Source organism: Rhizobiaceae bacterium (genome assembly GCA_023953845.1).
Taxonomy (GTDB): Bacteria; Pseudomonadota; Alphaproteobacteria; order Rhizobiales; family Rhizobiaceae; genus Arvimicrobium.
Window position 1 is genome coordinate 4,292,785 of record JAMLJC010000001.1, and the last position, 15,127, is coordinate 4,307,911.

A 15,127-nucleotide genomic window follows, 5' to 3' on the forward strand; every position below is an offset into this window, starting at 1 on the left:
CCTTTGGCGTCGCGCGATTGGTAGTGACTCGCGCGCCCATGTGCAATCAACGTTTCTTGTGGGCCCGCAAGCCGCGCCATATATACGGAATGCTGAAGTCCGGAATCGATCTTGCTGAAAAAACCCGTTATCGAGCCGCAGAGCTATCGCGACGCCATGAGCCGCTTCGCGGGAGCCGTGCATGTCGTCACGACGGACGGTCCCGCCGGTCGACGCGGAACGACGATCATCGCCGCCTGTTCGGTGTCGGATGAGCCGCCGACGGTGCTGGCCTGTCTCAACCGTCACAATCCCAACAATGACCTGTTCGTCCAGAACGGGAATTTTGCGCTGAACACGCTGGCGGTGAAGCACGAGCCGATGGCGGTGGCGTTTTCCGGCGTGACGGGTCTGGCGACGGAGGAGCGCTTCGCGTTCGGACACTGGGATGCGCTGTCGACAGGCGCCCCGACGCTCACCGATGCGGTTGCGGTCTTCGACTGCGAGTTGATCGACTTCAAGGACATCGCCACGCATCGCGTGCTTTTCGGCCGGGTGACAGGCCTGCGTATCGGCGATAATTTGCGGCCGCTGATCTATCACGACCGCGCCTATCACGTCCTCTAGCCCAAGGCGGCACATGTCCGAAGTCTCCCCGCGTCCCGTGCCGCAATCGATCGACGAAACGCTCGAAATGCTCGCCGGAGCCGATTACGTCGCCGACCGCGCTCTCGCCACGGTGCTCTTCCTAAGCCTCCGCATGAAACGGCCACTCTTTCTTGAGGGAGAGGCCGGTGTCGGCAAGACGGAGATCGCCAAGGTGCTTGCCTCTGCGCTGGGGCGCCGGCTCATCCGCCTGCAATGCTACGAAGGCCTCGACGTGGCGTCGGCCGTCTATGAATGGAACTACGCCGCGCAGATGATCGAAATCCGCATGGAGGAAGCGGTCGGCGCGGTGAAGCGCGAAGACATGGAGCGCAACGTCTTTTCTGAAAAATACCTGATCCGCCGGCCGGTGCTCGATGCGCTCACCGGCACGAAGGGCGCCGCGCCGGTCTTCCTGATCGACGAGCTCGACCGTACCGACGAGGCCTTCGAGGCCTTTCTTCTGGAAATCCTCTCCGATTTCCAGGTGACGGTGCCCGAACTCGGCACGATCAAGGCGGAGGAGCCGCCGATCGTCATCATCACCACCAACCGCACGCGCGAAATCCACGATGCGCTGAAACGCCGCTGCCTGTATCACTGGGTCGACTACCCGAACGCGGAACGCGAACTGGAGATCGTCGCGCGCAAGGTTCCGCAGGCCAACAGCAGGCTTTCCGCGGAGGTGGTGAAGTTCGTGCAGAAGCTGCGCGAGATCGAACTGTTCAAGGTGCCGGGCGTTGCCGAAACCATCGACTGGGCAGGCGCGCTGACCGAGCTCGACAAGGTCGCGCTCGATCCCGAGACGGTTTCGGACACCATCGGCGTGCTGCTGAAATATCAGGACGACATCGCCCGCATCGAGCAGGGCGAGGGCCGCCGCCTGCTCAACGAGGTGAAGGCGGAACTCGCCGCGGCGGAGTAGGCTGCTGCCATGAACACCTCATCCGCAAATCCCGACGGCCGCATCGCCGACAACATCGTCTATTTCGCGCGTGCGCTTCGCAAGGCCGGCATGCGGGTCGGGCCTGCCTCGGTGAAGGATGCGATCGAGGCGGTGCTGGTCGCGGGCATCGGCAGCCGCGACGATTTTTACTGGACGCTGCATGCAGTGCTCGTCACCCGCCACGAGGACCATCCGGTATTCGACGAGGCCTTCCGGCTGTTCTGGAAATCGCGCGAGCTGATCGAGAAGATGATCGCCATGTTCTCGCCCATGGCTCCGGACCATCGCGAGAAGCAGAAGCCGCGCGCGGCGGAAAACCGAGTCAGCCAGGCGATGTTCGAGGGCCACCAGAAATCGCAGCCACAGAAGGAGATTCCGGAGATCGAGGTCGATGCGCGGCTCACCGTTTCCGGCAACGAGGTGCTGCGGGCGAAGGATTTCGCGCAGATGACGGCGGCGGAACTTGGCCACGCGAAGAAGGCGATTCAGGATCTGCGTCTGCCTTTCGACTCTGTCGTGACGCGGCGTTTCAAACCCGATCCGCGTGGCCGCCGCGCCGATCCGCGCGCCATGATGCGCTCGGCCGTCCGTACCGGCGGGCAGTTGATCCTGCCAAAGTTCCGCTCGCCGCGCGAAGTGCATCCGCCGCTGGTGGTGCTGGCCGACATTTCCGGCTCGATGAGCCAGTACACGAGGATTTTCCTGCACTTCCTGCATGCCCTGACCGAGAAGCGGCGGCGCGTGCACACCTTCGTCTTCGGCACGCGGCTGACCAATCTGACGCGGCAGATGCGCCATCGCGATCCCGATCAGGCATTGGCCGAATGCGCGGGCGCTGTGAAGGACTGGTCCGGCGGCACGCGCATCGGCGACACGTTGAACGAGTTCAACCGGCTGTGGTCACGACGCGTTCTGGGGCAGGGGGCTGTGGTGCTCTTGATTACCGACGGTCTGGAGCGCGATGATGTGACCGGCCTTGCGGAGGAGATGGAACGGTTGCGGAAATCATGCAGGCGGCTGATCTGGCTGAACCCCTTGCTGCGCTTCGACGGCTTCGAGCCGCGTGCGCGCGGGGTGAGGGCGATGCTGCCGCATGTCGATGAATTTCGCGCGGTCCATAACCTGAATGCGCTGGCAGATCTCTGCGAGGCCCTGTCCGGCACGCATACCGGCCAGAAATCCGATCCACGCCGATGGTTCGCGGCAAGCCGTGTCGCCTGATCCGCGCGAAGACAGGAGATGTTTCCCATGGAGAGCCTGCATCTGGATGAAAGCCGCGATCCGTTGCTGATCGCGGAGGACTGGGCCGGGCATGGACGCAAGGTGGCGCTGGCGACCGTGGTGGAGACATGGGGGTCCGCGCCCCGGCCGGTCGGCAGCCATCTGGTCATAGATGCCGACGGCAATTTCCACGGCTCCGTCTCCGGCGGCTGCGTGGAGGGCGCCGTCGTGTCGGAAGCGCTCGACGTCATCGGCAACGGCGAGCCGAAGATGCTGGAATTCGGTGTCGCCGACGAAACGGCGTGGCGTGTCGGCCTCTCCTGCGGCGGGCGCATCAAGGTCTATGTCGAGCGGGTGGGCTGAACATGGACCCGCACTCCCTGAAGACAGTCAATGCCGAACGCCGGGCGCGCCGCGCCGTTATTCTGATGACGGACATGAGAGGCGGGACCGATCGGATCGTCCGGGAAAATGAAGCCGACACTATTGGCGGCGAACTCGGAGAGGCAGTGCGCAATGCCTTCTATACCGGCGTGTCGCAGACGGTGAATGTCGGCGAAAAATCCTGTTTCCTCAACGTCTACATGCCGCAGCCGCGATTGGTCGTGATCGGTGCGGTCCACATCAGTCAGGCGCTGGCGCCCATGGCGAAGATCGCGGGTTATCCGGTCGAGATCATCGACCCGCGAACCGCTTTCGCGAGTGCGGAGCGTTTCCCCGACACGGAGTTTTCCGCAGAGTGGCCGGAAGACGCGCTGAAGGCGAGGCCGCTCGACCCGTATTGCGCGCTGGCCGCTGTCACCCATGATCCCAAGATCGACGATTTCGCGCTGAAGGCCGCGCTCGATGCGGACTGCTTCTATGTCGGTGCGCTTGGCAGCAGGAAGACACACGCGAAGCGCGTCGAACGCCTGCTCGCAACGGGCGTCCCGGCGGAGCAGATCGAGCGCATCCATGCGCCGATCGGCGTGAACATCGGTGCGCTGACACCTGCCGAGATCGCTGTTTCCATATTGGCTCAGGTCGTCGAGGCGTTCCGCTCCCGGCGGCGCGCGCTACGCGAGGCGGCGGCATGAAATTCGGTCGGGTCCCGATCGCGCAGGCGGAAGGCGCGCTGCTCGCGCACGCGACGGCGGCGGGAAACGTGCGGCTGCGCAAGGCGCACAAATTGACCGTCGAGGATGTGGCGGCTTTGCGGGCCGCAGGTGTCTCGGAGGTGATCGCGGCCACGCTCGCGGAAGACGACCTGGACGAGGATGAGGCCGCGCTCCGCATCGTACGGGCGATGGCTTTCGATGGCGTCGAAATCCGTCCGCCTTCGACGGGCCGTGTCAACCTGCATTCCAGGGGCGGCGGCGTCTTCACGGTAACCCGCGATATGATCGATCGCATCAATGCAGTCGATCCGGCAGTGACGATCGCGACATTGGCCGATTACGCCGCCGTCGAGGCGGGCCAGATGGTCGCGACGGTCAAGATCATTCCCTTCGCGGTCGCTGGAGCGATCGTCGCGAAGGTCGAGGAGATTTGCCGCGAAGGCAGGATATTTGCGGTATCGGCCTTCCGGCCGAGCAAGGTGGCGGTGATCCAGACGGAACTGCCGACGGTGAAGCCGAGCGTGCTCGACAAGACCATCCGGGTCACGGAAGAGCGGCTGGCGCGCTCCGGCAGCCGCCTGATCGCGGAACGCCGCTCCGCGCATACCGCCGAAGCCGTCGCCGGGCAATTGAAGCCGCTGCTGCGTGACAGCGACATGGTTCTGGTATTCGGCGCTTCCGCCATGAGCGATTTCGACGACGTCATTCCGGCGGCGATCCGTCAGGCGGGAGGTTCGGTCGTCCGTGCCGGTATGCCGGTCGATCCCGGCAATCTGATCGTGCTCGGCCGCATCGACGGCAAGCCCGTCATCGGCGCGCCTGGCTGCGCGCGCAGCCCCAAGGAAAACGGTTTCGACTGGGTGCTGGACCGCCTGCTGGCCGGCATCGACGTCACCAGCCGCGATGTCGCGGCCATGGGGGTGGGCGGCCTGCTGATGGAGATTGCCAGCCGGCCGCAGCCGCGCGAGGCGCCGGTCCCGCAGAAGCGCGGAACGGTCGAGATCGTGCTTCTCGCCGCGGGCCGTTCCAGCCGCATGGGCGGACCGAACAAGCTTCTCGCGCTCTTTGATGGAAAGCCGCTGGTGCGCCGCGCCGCCGAGCGGGCATTGGCCTCCCGCGCCGGCCGCACAATCGCCGTCATGGGCCATCAGAAGGAGCGCGTCCGCGCCGCCCTGCAGGGTCTTGATCTGCGGCTGGTCGATAATCCGGATTTCGCCACGGGCCTCGCAAGTTCGCTGAAGGCAGGCGTCGGTGCGGTATCGACCAGCGCCACCGGGGCGATGATCGTGCTTGGCGACATGCCCGGCGTGTCGCGCGCCGATCTGGACCATATGATCGACGCGTTTGTCGCCGATGGCGGACGTTCGATCGTGCGGGCGTCGTTTCGTGGAAAGCGCGGCAATCCCGTCATCCTGCCCCGCAGCCTCTTTGCGGCTGTCAGCCGGCTCGAAGGCGATGTCGGCGCCCGTTCTCTGATCGAGTCGGAAGGGGTCAACGTCATCGATGTAGAGATAGGCGAGGCGGCTTTCATCGATGTCGACACGCCCGATGCGCTCGCCGAGGCCGGCGGTGTGTTGCAGGATTGAGCGAATGCGCATCCTGAATCGCGCGCTGGCGCTGACGGCAGTCGTGGCATCGACCTTCTGGGCTACGATAGCGTCTGCGGACTCACTGAAACCCTACAAGGATGACCTGTTCGCCTATCCCGGCATCCTCTCGGATCAGGGGGCCTACAAGGTCGTGGACTATTCGGAGGCGCGCGACATCAACGGGCGCGACGAAGTGCCGGAGCGCCGCGTGCGTGCGAAATATGTCTCGCTCGGCGTGCGCAAGGTGCAGAAGGATCTGGCCCTGAAGACGGACGACGGAGCGACGATCCGGCATTTCGCGGTCGGCAGGACCGAAGGCGCCCGCTTCATCGTGCTCTACCTGCACGGGCAGGGCGGCAGCCGGAAGCAGGGCGTCGACGACTTCACCTTCGGCGGAAACTTCAACCGAATCAAGAACATCGCCGCAGCCAATGATGGCCTCTACCTGACCCCCGATTTCCCCGACTTCGGCAAGGGCGGCGTGCGCACGGTCTCGGCGCTGATCGGCTACTACGCCGCCCGCTCGCCGGGATCGCCGGTGATCGTCGCCTGCGGTTCGATGGGAGGCCAGATCTGCTGGGGTCTGGCATCCAGCACTGTCGGTGAGCGCCTGTCGGGCCTGCTTCTGTTGGGCTCGCTCTGGGACGACGGCTTTCGTTCGTCGCCCGCGTTCGGGCGCAGGGTGCCTGTCTTCTTCGGCCATGGCAGCGAGGACACGGTGTTTCCGGTCGAGAAGCAGGAGGCGTTCTTCCGCTCGCTCGGCGCGAACTATCCCGCGCGCTTCGTGCGGTTCGAGACGGGAACTCATGGCACGCCCATCCGCATGTCCGATTGGCGGGAGGTGCTCGACTGGATGCTGGCGCTGGCGCGATAGCCTCAACGCTTGAGGTGTCGCGTGATCCGGCGCTCGATCCAGTCTATCGCGTGGCGCAGCGTTTCGACGATCGCCAGATAGATCAGCGCGGCCCAGATATAGGTCTGGAAATCGAAACTGCGCGAAAAAGCCTGTCGCGTCATTCCCATCAGGTCGAAGACGGTGATGAGGGCGACGATGGCCGATCCCTTGATCATCAGGATGATCTCGTTGCCGTAAGGCCGCAGCGCCACGATCAGCGCCTGCGGCAGGATGATCTTGCGCAGCGTCAGCAGGCGCGGCACGCCGAGCGATGCGGCCCCTTCCCATTGACCTTTCGGAACGCTCTGGATGGCGCCGCGCAGGATCTCGGCCTGATAGGCGGCGGTATTCAGGGTGAAGGCGAAGACGCCGCAGTTGAAAGCGTCCTTGAAGAAATCCCACAGGCCAACCGCCTGAAGCTGTGGGCGGAAGGAGCCGAGGCCGTAGTAGATGAGAAAGGTCTGCGCGAGGAGCGGCGTGCCCCGGAAGAAATAGACGTAAGCATAGGAAAGTGTCTGCAACACCGGGTTCGACGAGAGGCGCGCGTAGCAGATCGGCACGGAAAGAATGGCGCCGAAGAAGATCGAAAGCACGACCAGCTTGATCGTCACCCAAAGGCCGCTCATGTAGCCGGGAAAATAGCGTTCCACGAGCTCTGGATTCCAGGACGTCACGAGATACAGCACCAGCGCGATGCCGAGCACGATCCAGAAGCCGACCAGCACGTTGCCGATCTTGCGCTCCAGCGTCCACCGCCGGACTTCCGGAGGCCGTTCGACCTCGGCGGCAGGCGTTTCGGCGATCGCGCTCATCGTTGCACCGCCTGCCTGCCGACGCTCCGCTCGATGGCGTTGATGCCGACGGAAGAGATGATGGCGAGGACGAGATAGATCAGGCAGGCCAGACCGTAGAACAGAAACGCCTCCTTGCTGACACGGGAGGCGATGTTGGTCTGCCTGAGAATGTCCGAAAGGCCGATGGCCGAGACGAGCGCGGTGTCCTTGAGCAGGATCAGCCAGAGATTGGCGAGGCCGGGCAGGGCGATGCGCACCAGTTGCGGCAAGATGACCAGCCGCATTGTCTGTCCGCCGGAGAGGCCTACGGCATATCCGCCTTCATACTGGCCGCGCGGTATGGCCCGGAAGGCGGACAGGAACACCTCGCTGGCATAGGAGGAAAACACCACGCCGAGCGCCACCATGCCGGACACGAAGCTGTTCACCTCGACCGTCGCATCCGGCATGACGAGGCGCACCGCGCTCTGAAGTCCGATCTGCACGCCGAAATAGACCAGAAAAAGCGTCAGCAGCTCCGGTAGGCCACGGAAGATCGTCGTATAGACATTGCCCGCGAGGCGCAGGGACGGTTCCTGCGACTGCTTTGCCAAAGCCACGAAAAAGCCGATGAGCAGACCAAAGGGCAGCGTCGCAAGCGCAAGAGAAACGGTGATGAAGACACCGTGCGCGATGTCGTCGAGCCAGCCCTCCGGCCCCCAGCTCAGAAGTGTCCAGACGCTCTGCATCGGCTCGCTACGTTCCCCTTAGCCGCCGTGTCGTTGAAATGCGGACGGCGCTTTTCACGCCGCCCGCTGCGTCAAGGGAGATCAGTTTTCGGCGCCGTAGACGTCGAATTTGAAGTACTTGTCGTTGATTTCCTTGTATTTTCCGTTGGCGCGGATGGCCTTGATCGCAGCGCTGAAGCGGTCGGCCAGCGCCGTCTCACCCTTGCGGACGGCGATGCCCGCGCCCGGTCCGAAGATCTCGACCGGCTGGGGTTCCGGCACGCCGAGGATCTTGCAGCACGCGCCGTCAGGAGAATCCAGCCATTGGCTGAGCACCACTATGTCGTCCTGAATGGCGTCGAGACGGCCATTGGCGAGATCGAGCTGCTCCTCGGGGCTTGACGGATAGCCCTTCACGTCGCTGTCGGTGTAGGTCTTCTGGGCGTAGTTCAGGTGCGTCGTCGAGGTCGCGGCACCGATCGACTTGCCAGCCAGATCTTCCTTGGTCACGCCCTTGAGTTCGGTGTCCTTCGGAGCCGCAAGCGCCGACGGCGTGTTGTAGTACTTCTCCGAAAAGTCCACTTTCTGCTTGCGTTCGTCGGTGATCGACATGGACGCGATGATGGCGTCGAACTTGCCGGCCTGCAGCGCGGGGATGATGCCGTCCCAGTCCTGCGTGACGAATTCGCACGTCACCTTCATCTCCTCACAAAGCGCATTCGCGATGTCGATGTCGAAACCTTCCAGCTTGCCGTCGGCGGTCAGGTTGTTGAAGGGCGGATAGGCGCCTTCCGTGCCGATCTTCAGCGTCTCTTGCGCCTGCGCGGCGCCGAGCGAAAGCGCCAGCGCGGCGGCCGAGACGGCCAGGATTAAACGCTTGGAAATACGCATGATGTTCCTCTCTGTTTGCTTCTGGCCGTCTTTGACATGACGACCGTCGAGCGGCGCTCCCACCGCTCGCTGGGCGGATATTCCCACTCTTTTTTCACAAAAAGCAATCTCTAAACCGTTTGATTATGCATGGCTTTCGCGCAATAGCGCCGCTTGCCGTAACGTCATATGGTTGGAGATTCAGCCAGGCCTGCTTCAGCGGCGGGTCAGCTTCATCGTCTTTTCGATGAAGTCCGCGACCACTGCGACGTCGTCCACGTCGAAGACCGGAAGGGCCTCGTCAGGCTGGGGGCGATCGGCCGCGACCGCGACGATGTTCGGGTCGCCCGGCGCCAGCGGCCGTGTGTCCTTCGCGCCCAAGCGCCGCACCTCGATTTTTTTATGCGTCTCGCGCTTATAGCCTTCCACGAGCACCAGGTCGCAGGGCGCAATGCGTTCGAGAATGGCGTCGAGCGCCGGCTCGTCTTCACCGCGCAGTTCGTGCATGAGCGCCCAGCGCCGCCCCGAGACCACCGCGACTTCGCGGGCGCCTGCGGCGCGATGCCGGAAACTGTCGGTGCCTTCGATGTCGATGTCGAAATCGTGGTGCGCATGCTTGATGGTCGAAACGGACCAGCCGCGACCGCTCAATTCCGCCACAAGCCGCTCCGTCAGCGTGGTCTTGCCGGAATTCTTCCAGCCGGTGATGCCGAAGACGCTATGTCTCATGGTTGGAACCCCGCCATGATGCGCTCCGCCGTCTCGAGGTCGTCCGGCGTATTGATGTTGAAGAACGGATCGATCTTGCCGCCGCCCGTGTCGAGAAGGGCAAAGTCGACGTAACGATGCGGCCTGGTCTCGATCAACCGGAGCACGCTCGTCTTTTCTCCCGATTGAAGAAACGCAAGGACGGGATCGATGGCGCTCACAGGCCAGAGGCTGAAAACGGGGTGCGGGCGGCCTCCGCTTCTCGCGACATGGATCGCATCACCATCGCCCGTGTCTCGAAGCCGCATCACGAGGTCTTGCGGAAAGAACGGCATGTCGGTGGCGACCGAGATCACGTGGCCGAAGCCACGGTTCCGCGCCCACTGAAGGCCTGTCAGGATTCCAGCCAGCGGCCCGGCGAAGCCGCCGATACTGTCAGCGACGACATCGATGCCGAGAAAGCCGAAGCGTCCGGGATCGCCGTTGGCGCTGATCACAAGCTCTTCCACCTGCGGCCGCAAGCGTTCGACGACGAGCGAGACGAGCGGTTGTCCGGCGAGCGTCACGAGGCTCTTGTCGGAACCCATGCGCCGCGCGCGTCCGCCTGCGAGGACGACGCCGGCAACGTTCAACCGCATCTCAGGAGGCCGATCCTGCGGCCGGTCGCGCATGCCGCCTCATAGCCCGTCCGGGAACATTTCGGCGTTCGTGCTGCCGGATGCCACCTTGGCGCGTCCGGTCACGCGCTCTCGGTAGAGCGTGTAGATTCCCGATCCGATGACGAGCACGGCGCCGGTCAAGGTCGGCAGGTCCGGAAAATCCGAAAAGAGGACAAGTCCCATCAGCAACGCCCACAGAAGCGATGTATAGCGAAATGGCGCGACAAACGAAATGTCGGTCCCTCGGACGGATATTATGATCGTCTGATAGCCGACGAGAATCAGTATGCCGGCGCCGAACAGCAGAACAAGATCGTATGGGGAGATCGGCGACCAGCCGCCCATGGGGACGATCAGCAAAGCGCCGAACACGGCAACGACGCCGGCCGTAACGATCGACAACTGAAGAGTTCCCACGGAATGCGGGATACGGCTGGTGGTGAGGTCGCGCAGGGCGCAGAACACGACGCAGATCAGCGTGAAGACAGAATAGATCGTGAAGCCCTCTAGGCCGGGCCGCACGATGATCAGGATGCCGATGAAACCCACCATGATCGCGATCCACCGTCGCCAGCCGACGGGCTCCCGGAAGAAGAGGACCGCACCCAGCGTGACCGCCAGCGGCAAAGCCTGGAACACCGCCGACACATTCGCCAGAGGCAGGTGGGCGAGCGCGATGAGATAGAACAGCGTCGCACCCAGTTCGCCGATCGTACGCAGGCCCACTATGGGTTGAAGCGTGTTGCGAAATCCTCCGAGCCCATCCTGGTACCATGCAAGCACGAGCAGGAGCATCGTCGCGAACAAGCCCCGGATGAACATGACCTGCCCCATGTTCATGTGCTCGGAAACGGCCTTCACCAGCGCGTCGTTCAGCGTGAATGCCGCCATGGAGACGGACATGAACAAGGCGCCGCGAACATTTTGCGAGAGAGCCAACAGGTAACCGGGATTTTGAGCGTATTGACGGGTCCTGACGTCAGTTCTCTAGCCATTTGGCTGTGGATCGCAACGGAAAACCCCGCCTGTGCCAGCAGCCTCCCGCTACTGGCGAGCACGCCGACACACGGATTCGCTGCGGCGCGAGAGCGTCCGCGCCGCGGATGTTCTCGCCTGCGATGGTTCGGAGATCATGCCGGGAGTCGCCCGGCAGTGCGGGCGGACCGCCGTCAGATCATGTAGTCGCCGCCATTGACGTTGAGGCTGGCGCCGACGAAATACGATCCTTCGTCCGAAGCCAGCAGGAGGAACACGGGCGCCACCTCGTCGACCTCGCCGAAGCGGCCTATCGGCAGTTCGCCCTTCTTCCTTTCAAGCCAGTCCTGCGGCAGGCCGCTGAGCAGCGGCGTATTGATCGGACCGGGGTTGACGCAGTTCACGGTGATGCCGTCGCGCGCGACCTCATAGGCGAGGGCGCGCGTGAAACCCATGATGCCCGCCTTCGCCGCGACGTAGTGGACCATCGTCGGCGCGCCCTTGTGAGCGAGCTGCGAGGAAAGATTGATGATGCGGCCCCACTTCTTCCTTTTCATCGCCGGCAGCACGGCGCGGGTGAACAGAAAGGTGCCGCGCAGGTGAACGTCGATCATCCGGTCCCACATGTCTGTGGGCATGCCGTCGAGCTCATGAGTGGTGTCCATGCCGGCATTGTTGACCATGATGTCGACGTCGCCCAGCGCCGCGACCAGAGACTTCAGGCCGGCCGCCACGTCTTCCTCCTTGCTGACATCGCCGGTCGCGATCGCCGCCTTGCCGCCCGCGGCGGCGATCTCGTCTGCGACGGCCTTGGCGTTGGCGGCGTTGAGATCGAAGATGCCGACGTACGCGCCTTCACTGGCGAAGAGTTTGGCCACGCCCCGTCCTATGCCGCTCCCGCCGCCGGTGATGACGGCAACCTTTCCGTCGAGCTTGCCCATGATCGATCTCCTGCTTTTCACTCGAGTTCAGTTTGCGGCAGCGACCGGAACGCCCGCGCCGAGAATCCTGTCCGCCTCGCTCTGGAAGCGGCCGAAACTGTCGAAATTCTTGTCCAGCGCAGCGACCTCCTCGTGTCGGTAGCAGCGCACCGTATGGTTCTCCGCAACTGTCTCGACCGGCGGCATCTTCTCGCGGCACGGATCGATGACCATGGGGCAGCGGCCGGCCAGATAGCAGGCGGGCGGCAGGTTGATCGGGCTCGGGATTTCCCCGGCAAGCCTAATCTTGCCGCCGGCGCGGATGCGCGGATTGGGCAGCAGCACGGATGACAGCAGCGCGACGGAATAGGGATGTGAGGGCTGCGCGAAAAGCTTCGCGGACGGTCCCTGTTCCACGATCTTGCCGAGATAGAGAACGGCGATGCGGTGGCTGATATGGCGCACCGCCGAAAGGTCGTGGCTGATGAAGAGATAGGCCGTGCCGAGTTCGCGCTGGATGCGGATGAGAAGGTCGATGATTTCCGCTCGGGCCGTGGGATCGAGCGCCGAAGTCGGCTCGTCGAGCACGACGATCTCCGGCTCGGAGATCATGGCGCGCGCCACGCCGACGCGCTGTTGAAGGCCCATGCTGATTTCGGCCGGATAGCGCTCCAGAAGCGCTTCGGCCAGCCCGACGCGGCGGGCGGCCTGGCGCACCTTCTTCTCGCGGTCCGGCCGCGTCAGTTTCAGGGCGCGCAGCGGCTCGTCGATCTGCTCGAAGACGCGCATCCGCGGATTGAGGGATTCGGCCGGCTCCTGGAAGACAAGCTGCAGCTTGCCCCGCAGGTCGGGCGAACGGACCGTCCGGCGGCCGCCAAGCACCATGCCATTGTATTCGATGCGTCCGCCGGTGGGTTCGATGAGGCCGAGCACGCAGCGGCCGATCGTGGTCTTGCCTGAGCCCGACTCCCCGACCAGCGCCAGCGTCTCCCCCTTGTCGAGCGAAAAGGAGACCCCGTTGACGGCGCGCACGACGGATTTCGAGCCCGCGATCGGAAAGTGCTGGACAAGCTCGTCTACGGTCAGGACGCTCACGGCCGCTCCACCGGAAAATGGCAACGCACGAAATGTCCCGGCCGGCGTTCCGTCAGCGCCGGATGATCGCCGCGGCAGCGCTCCTGCGCTCGCACGCAGCGGTTCTGGAAGGAGCATCCGACCGGGCTCGGACCGATGTTTTCCCGCACCTTGTCTTCGCCCAGCCAGTAGCGCCGCAAGCGCTCGTTCTGGGCGAAAGCGGCCAGCAGAAGAACCGTGTAGGGATGCTGCGGATCGTCGAAGAAGACCTCACGGTCGGCCACCTCCATGATCTCGCCGGCATAGATGATCGCGATACGCTCGCAGTAATGCGCGGTGATGCCGATGTCGCGGGTGATGAACATCATCGACGTGCCGCGCTCGCTCACGAGATTGCGGATCAGTTCCAGCACCTGCGCCTGGACGGTCACGTCGAGGCCGCTCGTCGCGTCGTCGGAGATGATGAAGCGCGGCGAGCAGGCGAGCGCGATGGCGATGACCACACGTTGCGCCATGCCACCGGAAAGCTCGTGCGGATAGGCGTCCAGCCGCCGTTGCGGGTCGGGAATGCTGACCTGCTTCAGAAGGTCGAGCGCGCGTTCGCGTATCTGCCTGCGATCCAGGTCGAGATGATGGCGCAGGACGTTGCCGATCTGCTGCCCTACGGTCTGCAGCGGGTCGAGTTCGCCGCGCGGATTGGAGATGATCATGGCGATGTCGCGTCCGCGCATGCGCCTGAGCGACTCTTCGTCCAGCTTGCCGAGGTCCTTGCCCTCGAATTTGACCGTTCCGGTGGTGATTTCGCCGGGCTGCGGCACGAGCCGCATGATCGCGCGCGCCAGCATGGTCTTGCCGGAGCCGGATTCGCCGACGAGACCCAGAATCTCGCCGCGACGGATCGTCAGGCTGACATCCCTCAGCGCCTCGGACGACGCTGTCCCGTAGCGCGGAAACGCTACCGACACGCCGTCGCATTCGAGCAGCGGTTCCGCCGTCGCCGGCCCGGCCCGTGTCTCGTCTTTTACGCTCGCGGCCATCAGCGCATCCTCGGATCGATGGCGAAGTAGATCAGGTCGACGATCAGATAGATGACCAGCGACAGGATGGCGGAATAAAGCACGAAACCGAGGACCGGATTGAGGTCTGCGTTCAACACGCCCTGCACCGCATACTGTCCGGCTCCGCCCCAGCTGAACACGATCTCGACCAGCACCGCGCCGCCGATGAGAAAGCCGTAGAGCACGCTGACGATGGTGATGATCGAGGGCAGGGAGTTCCTGAGCGCCTTGCGCGCCACCACGTTCCGGGGCAGCCCGCACATCTCGGCATAGCGGCTGAAATCGGCCTCCAGCATGCGCTCCATCGTCGACACCGTCATCTTCAGGATCGGCGCGGCGTTGATGATGCCGAGCGTCAGCACCGGCAGGATGAGATGTCCGGCCGCATTCTTGAGCGCCGGCCAGTTGCCGCTGATCAGGCTGTCGATGAGGAGCGAACCGGTGACGTCGGGCGGCGGAATGATGGTGAAGTCGATGCGGCCGAGAGGCGCCGGGACCATGCCAAGCATCGTGTAGAACACGAAGATCAGCACAAGGCCGAACCAGAAATCCGGCAGGGCGCCGGCCGCCAGCCCGTAATAGTCGGCGAACTTGCGGACAATGCCGTCCTTGTTGCGGGCGCCGACGACGCCGAGCGGCAGGCCGATGGCGAGCGCGAGCAGCAGCGAAAGGGTCACCAGTTCCAGCGTCGCCGGAAAGCGCTGCGCGAGGTCCGACGTCACCGGCATCGTCGTCTGCCAGGAGGTTCCGAGGTCCCAGTGCAGCACGCGCCAGAGATAGATGCCGAACTGCTCGACGATGGAGCGGTCGAGGCCGAGTTCGGCGCGCAGCCGGGCGAGGCCTTCGTCCGTCGCGAACGGGCCGAGCATCATCACCGCCGGGTCGCCGGGAATGAGTTTCAGGAGAAGGAAGGTGACGAGCAGGATGCCGATCAGTTGCGGTCCGACGAAGATCAGGCGGCGGCCGATATAGGTGAGGATCTGCATGGCC

The 15,127-nt window shown here is 64.0% G+C and carries 17 protein-coding genes; 7 read left to right on the forward strand and 10 right to left on the reverse strand.

The features are described from left to right. The first annotated feature begins 111 nt into the window (after window positions 1–111). Genes M9955_21225 through M9955_21255 form a run of 7 tightly spaced genes read left to right on the forward strand, consistent with a single transcriptional unit; the run spans window position 112 to window position 6,351 of the window. Window positions 112–606 carry a flavin reductase gene (locus M9955_21225; GenBank protein MCO5084167.1) on the forward strand — a complete coding sequence of 165 codons (495 nt, stop codon included), beginning with the start codon at window positions 112–114 and terminating at the stop codon, window positions 604–606. Window positions 607–619: 13 nt separating this feature from the next. Beyond that, complete coding sequence (locus M9955_21230; GenBank protein MCO5084168.1) at window positions 620–1,549, forward strand: MoxR family ATPase; 930 nt, start codon at window positions 620–622, stop codon at window positions 1,547–1,549. Between the two features lie 9 nt (window positions 1,550–1,558). Then, a complete protein-coding gene (locus M9955_21235) occupies window positions 1,559–2,791 on the forward strand; it encodes a VWA domain-containing protein (protein ID MCO5084169.1) in 1,233 nt (410 codons plus the stop codon). Between the two features lie 27 nt (window positions 2,792–2,818). Next, window positions 2,819–3,154 (forward strand): XdhC family protein, encoded by a 336-nt coding sequence (locus M9955_21240; protein ID MCO5084170.1) that lies wholly within the window; start codon window positions 2,819–2,821, stop codon window positions 3,152–3,154. Between the two features lie 2 nt (window positions 3,155–3,156). Further along, on the forward strand, window positions 3,157–3,867 hold the full coding sequence (locus M9955_21245; protein MCO5084171.1) for an XdhC family protein: 711 nt from the start codon (window positions 3,157–3,159) through the stop codon (window positions 3,865–3,867). Next, complete coding sequence (locus tag M9955_21250; protein MCO5084172.1) at window positions 3,864–5,474, forward strand: molybdopterin-binding/glycosyltransferase family 2 protein; 1,611 nt, start codon at window positions 3,864–3,866, stop codon at window positions 5,472–5,474. The genes M9955_21245 and M9955_21250 overlap by 4 nt, the downstream gene beginning before the upstream one ends. Before the next feature lie 4 nt (window positions 5,475–5,478). Continuing rightward, entirely contained in the window at window positions 5,479–6,351 is an 873-nt protein-coding gene (locus tag M9955_21255; GenBank protein ID MCO5084173.1) for an alpha/beta hydrolase, read from the forward strand. 2 nt (window positions 6,352–6,353) lie between these two features. Here M9955_21255 and M9955_21260 read toward each other — a convergent pair whose 3' ends face one another. The 10 genes from M9955_21260 to M9955_21305 form a co-directional block, all read right to left on the reverse strand. Beyond that, window positions 6,354–7,184 (reverse strand): ABC transporter permease, encoded by an 831-nt coding sequence (locus M9955_21260; GenBank protein MCO5084174.1) that lies wholly within the window; start codon window positions 7,182–7,184, stop codon window positions 6,354–6,356. After that, entirely contained in the window at window positions 7,181–7,894 is a 714-nt protein-coding gene (locus tag M9955_21265; protein ID MCO5084175.1) for an ABC transporter permease, read from the reverse strand. Before M9955_21265 ends, M9955_21260 begins: the two co-directional genes overlap by 4 nt. An 81-nt stretch (window positions 7,895–7,975) precedes the next feature. Next, window positions 7,976–8,764 (reverse strand): ABC transporter substrate-binding protein, encoded by a 789-nt coding sequence (locus M9955_21270; GenBank protein MCO5084176.1) that lies wholly within the window; start codon window positions 8,762–8,764, stop codon window positions 7,976–7,978. A 195-nt stretch (window positions 8,765–8,959) separates the two neighbouring features. Further along, window positions 8,960–9,472, reverse strand: coding sequence for a molybdopterin-guanine dinucleotide biosynthesis protein B (mobB, locus tag M9955_21275; GenBank protein MCO5084177.1), 513 nt, complete (start codon window positions 9,470–9,472; stop codon window positions 8,960–8,962). Next, window positions 9,469–10,089: a molybdenum cofactor guanylyltransferase MobA gene (gene mobA, locus M9955_21280; protein MCO5084178.1), complete on the reverse strand. Its 621-nt coding sequence runs from the start codon at window positions 10,087–10,089 to the stop codon at window positions 9,469–9,471. Before mobA ends, mobB begins: the two co-directional genes overlap by 4 nt. 39 nt (window positions 10,090–10,128) lie before the next feature. After that, window positions 10,129–11,013 (reverse strand): DMT family transporter, encoded by an 885-nt coding sequence (locus M9955_21285; GenBank protein ID MCO5084179.1) that lies wholly within the window; start codon window positions 11,011–11,013, stop codon window positions 10,129–10,131. 266 nt (window positions 11,014–11,279) lie between these two features. Beyond that, the gene (locus tag M9955_21290) at window positions 11,280–12,026 is read right to left on the reverse strand and encodes an SDR family oxidoreductase (protein MCO5084180.1); all 747 of its coding nucleotides are present in this window, start codon (window positions 12,024–12,026) and stop codon (window positions 11,280–11,282) included. Between the two features lie 27 nt (window positions 12,027–12,053). Beyond that, complete coding sequence (locus M9955_21295) at window positions 12,054–13,100, reverse strand: ABC transporter ATP-binding protein (protein MCO5084181.1); 1,047 nt, start codon at window positions 13,098–13,100, stop codon at window positions 12,054–12,056. Further along, a complete protein-coding gene (locus M9955_21300) occupies window positions 13,097–14,116 on the reverse strand; it encodes an ABC transporter ATP-binding protein (protein MCO5084182.1) in 1,020 nt (339 codons plus the stop codon). Before M9955_21300 ends, M9955_21295 begins: the two co-directional genes overlap by 4 nt. Beyond that, window positions 14,116–15,123 carry an ABC transporter permease gene (locus M9955_21305; protein ID MCO5084183.1) on the reverse strand — a complete coding sequence of 336 codons (1,008 nt, stop codon included), beginning with the start codon at window positions 15,121–15,123 and terminating at the stop codon, window positions 14,116–14,118. Before M9955_21305 ends, M9955_21300 begins: the two co-directional genes overlap by 1 nt. Window positions 15,124–15,127: the final 4 nt, after the last annotated feature.

Coding starts and splice junctions, on each gene's coding strand:
- M9955_21290 (MCO5084180.1), bottom strand. CDS start 12,026: ATGGGCAAGCTCGACGGAAAGGTTGCCGTCATCACCGGCGGCGGGAGC.
- M9955_21240 (MCO5084170.1), top strand. CDS start 2,819: ATGGAGAGCCTGCATCTGGATGAAAGCCGCGATCCGTTGCTGATCGCG.
- M9955_21270 (MCO5084176.1), bottom strand. CDS start 8,764: ATGCGTATTTCCAAGCGTTTAATCCTGGCCGTCTCGGCCGCCGCGCTG.
- M9955_21235 (MCO5084169.1), top strand. CDS start 1,559: ATGAACACCTCATCCGCAAATCCCGACGGCCGCATCGCCGACAACATC.
- M9955_21265 (MCO5084175.1), bottom strand. CDS start 7,894: ATGCAGAGCGTCTGGACACTTCTGAGCTGGGGGCCGGAGGGCTGGCTC.
- M9955_21285 (MCO5084179.1), bottom strand. CDS start 11,013: ATGTCCGTCTCCATGGCGGCATTCACGCTGAACGACGCGCTGGTGAAG.
- mobB (MCO5084177.1), bottom strand. CDS start 9,472: ATGAGACATAGCGTCTTCGGCATCACCGGCTGGAAGAATTCCGGCAAG.
- M9955_21300 (MCO5084182.1), bottom strand. CDS start 14,116: ATGGCCGCGAGCGTAAAAGACGAGACACGGGCCGGGCCGGCGACGGCG.
- M9955_21230 (MCO5084168.1), top strand. CDS start 620: ATGTCCGAAGTCTCCCCGCGTCCCGTGCCGCAATCGATCGACGAAACG.
- M9955_21245 (MCO5084171.1), top strand. CDS start 3,157: ATGGACCCGCACTCCCTGAAGACAGTCAATGCCGAACGCCGGGCGCGC.
- M9955_21305 (MCO5084183.1), bottom strand. CDS start 15,123: ATGCAGATCCTCACCTATATCGGCCGCCGCCTGATCTTCGTCGGACCG.
- M9955_21250 (MCO5084172.1), top strand. CDS start 3,864: ATGAAATTCGGTCGGGTCCCGATCGCGCAGGCGGAAGGCGCGCTGCTC.
- M9955_21260 (MCO5084174.1), bottom strand. CDS start 7,184: ATGAGCGCGATCGCCGAAACGCCTGCCGCCGAGGTCGAACGGCCTCCG.
- M9955_21255 (MCO5084173.1), top strand. CDS start 5,479: ATGCGCATCCTGAATCGCGCGCTGGCGCTGACGGCAGTCGTGGCATCG.
- mobA (MCO5084178.1), bottom strand. CDS start 10,089: ATGCGGTTGAACGTTGCCGGCGTCGTCCTCGCAGGCGGACGCGCGCGG.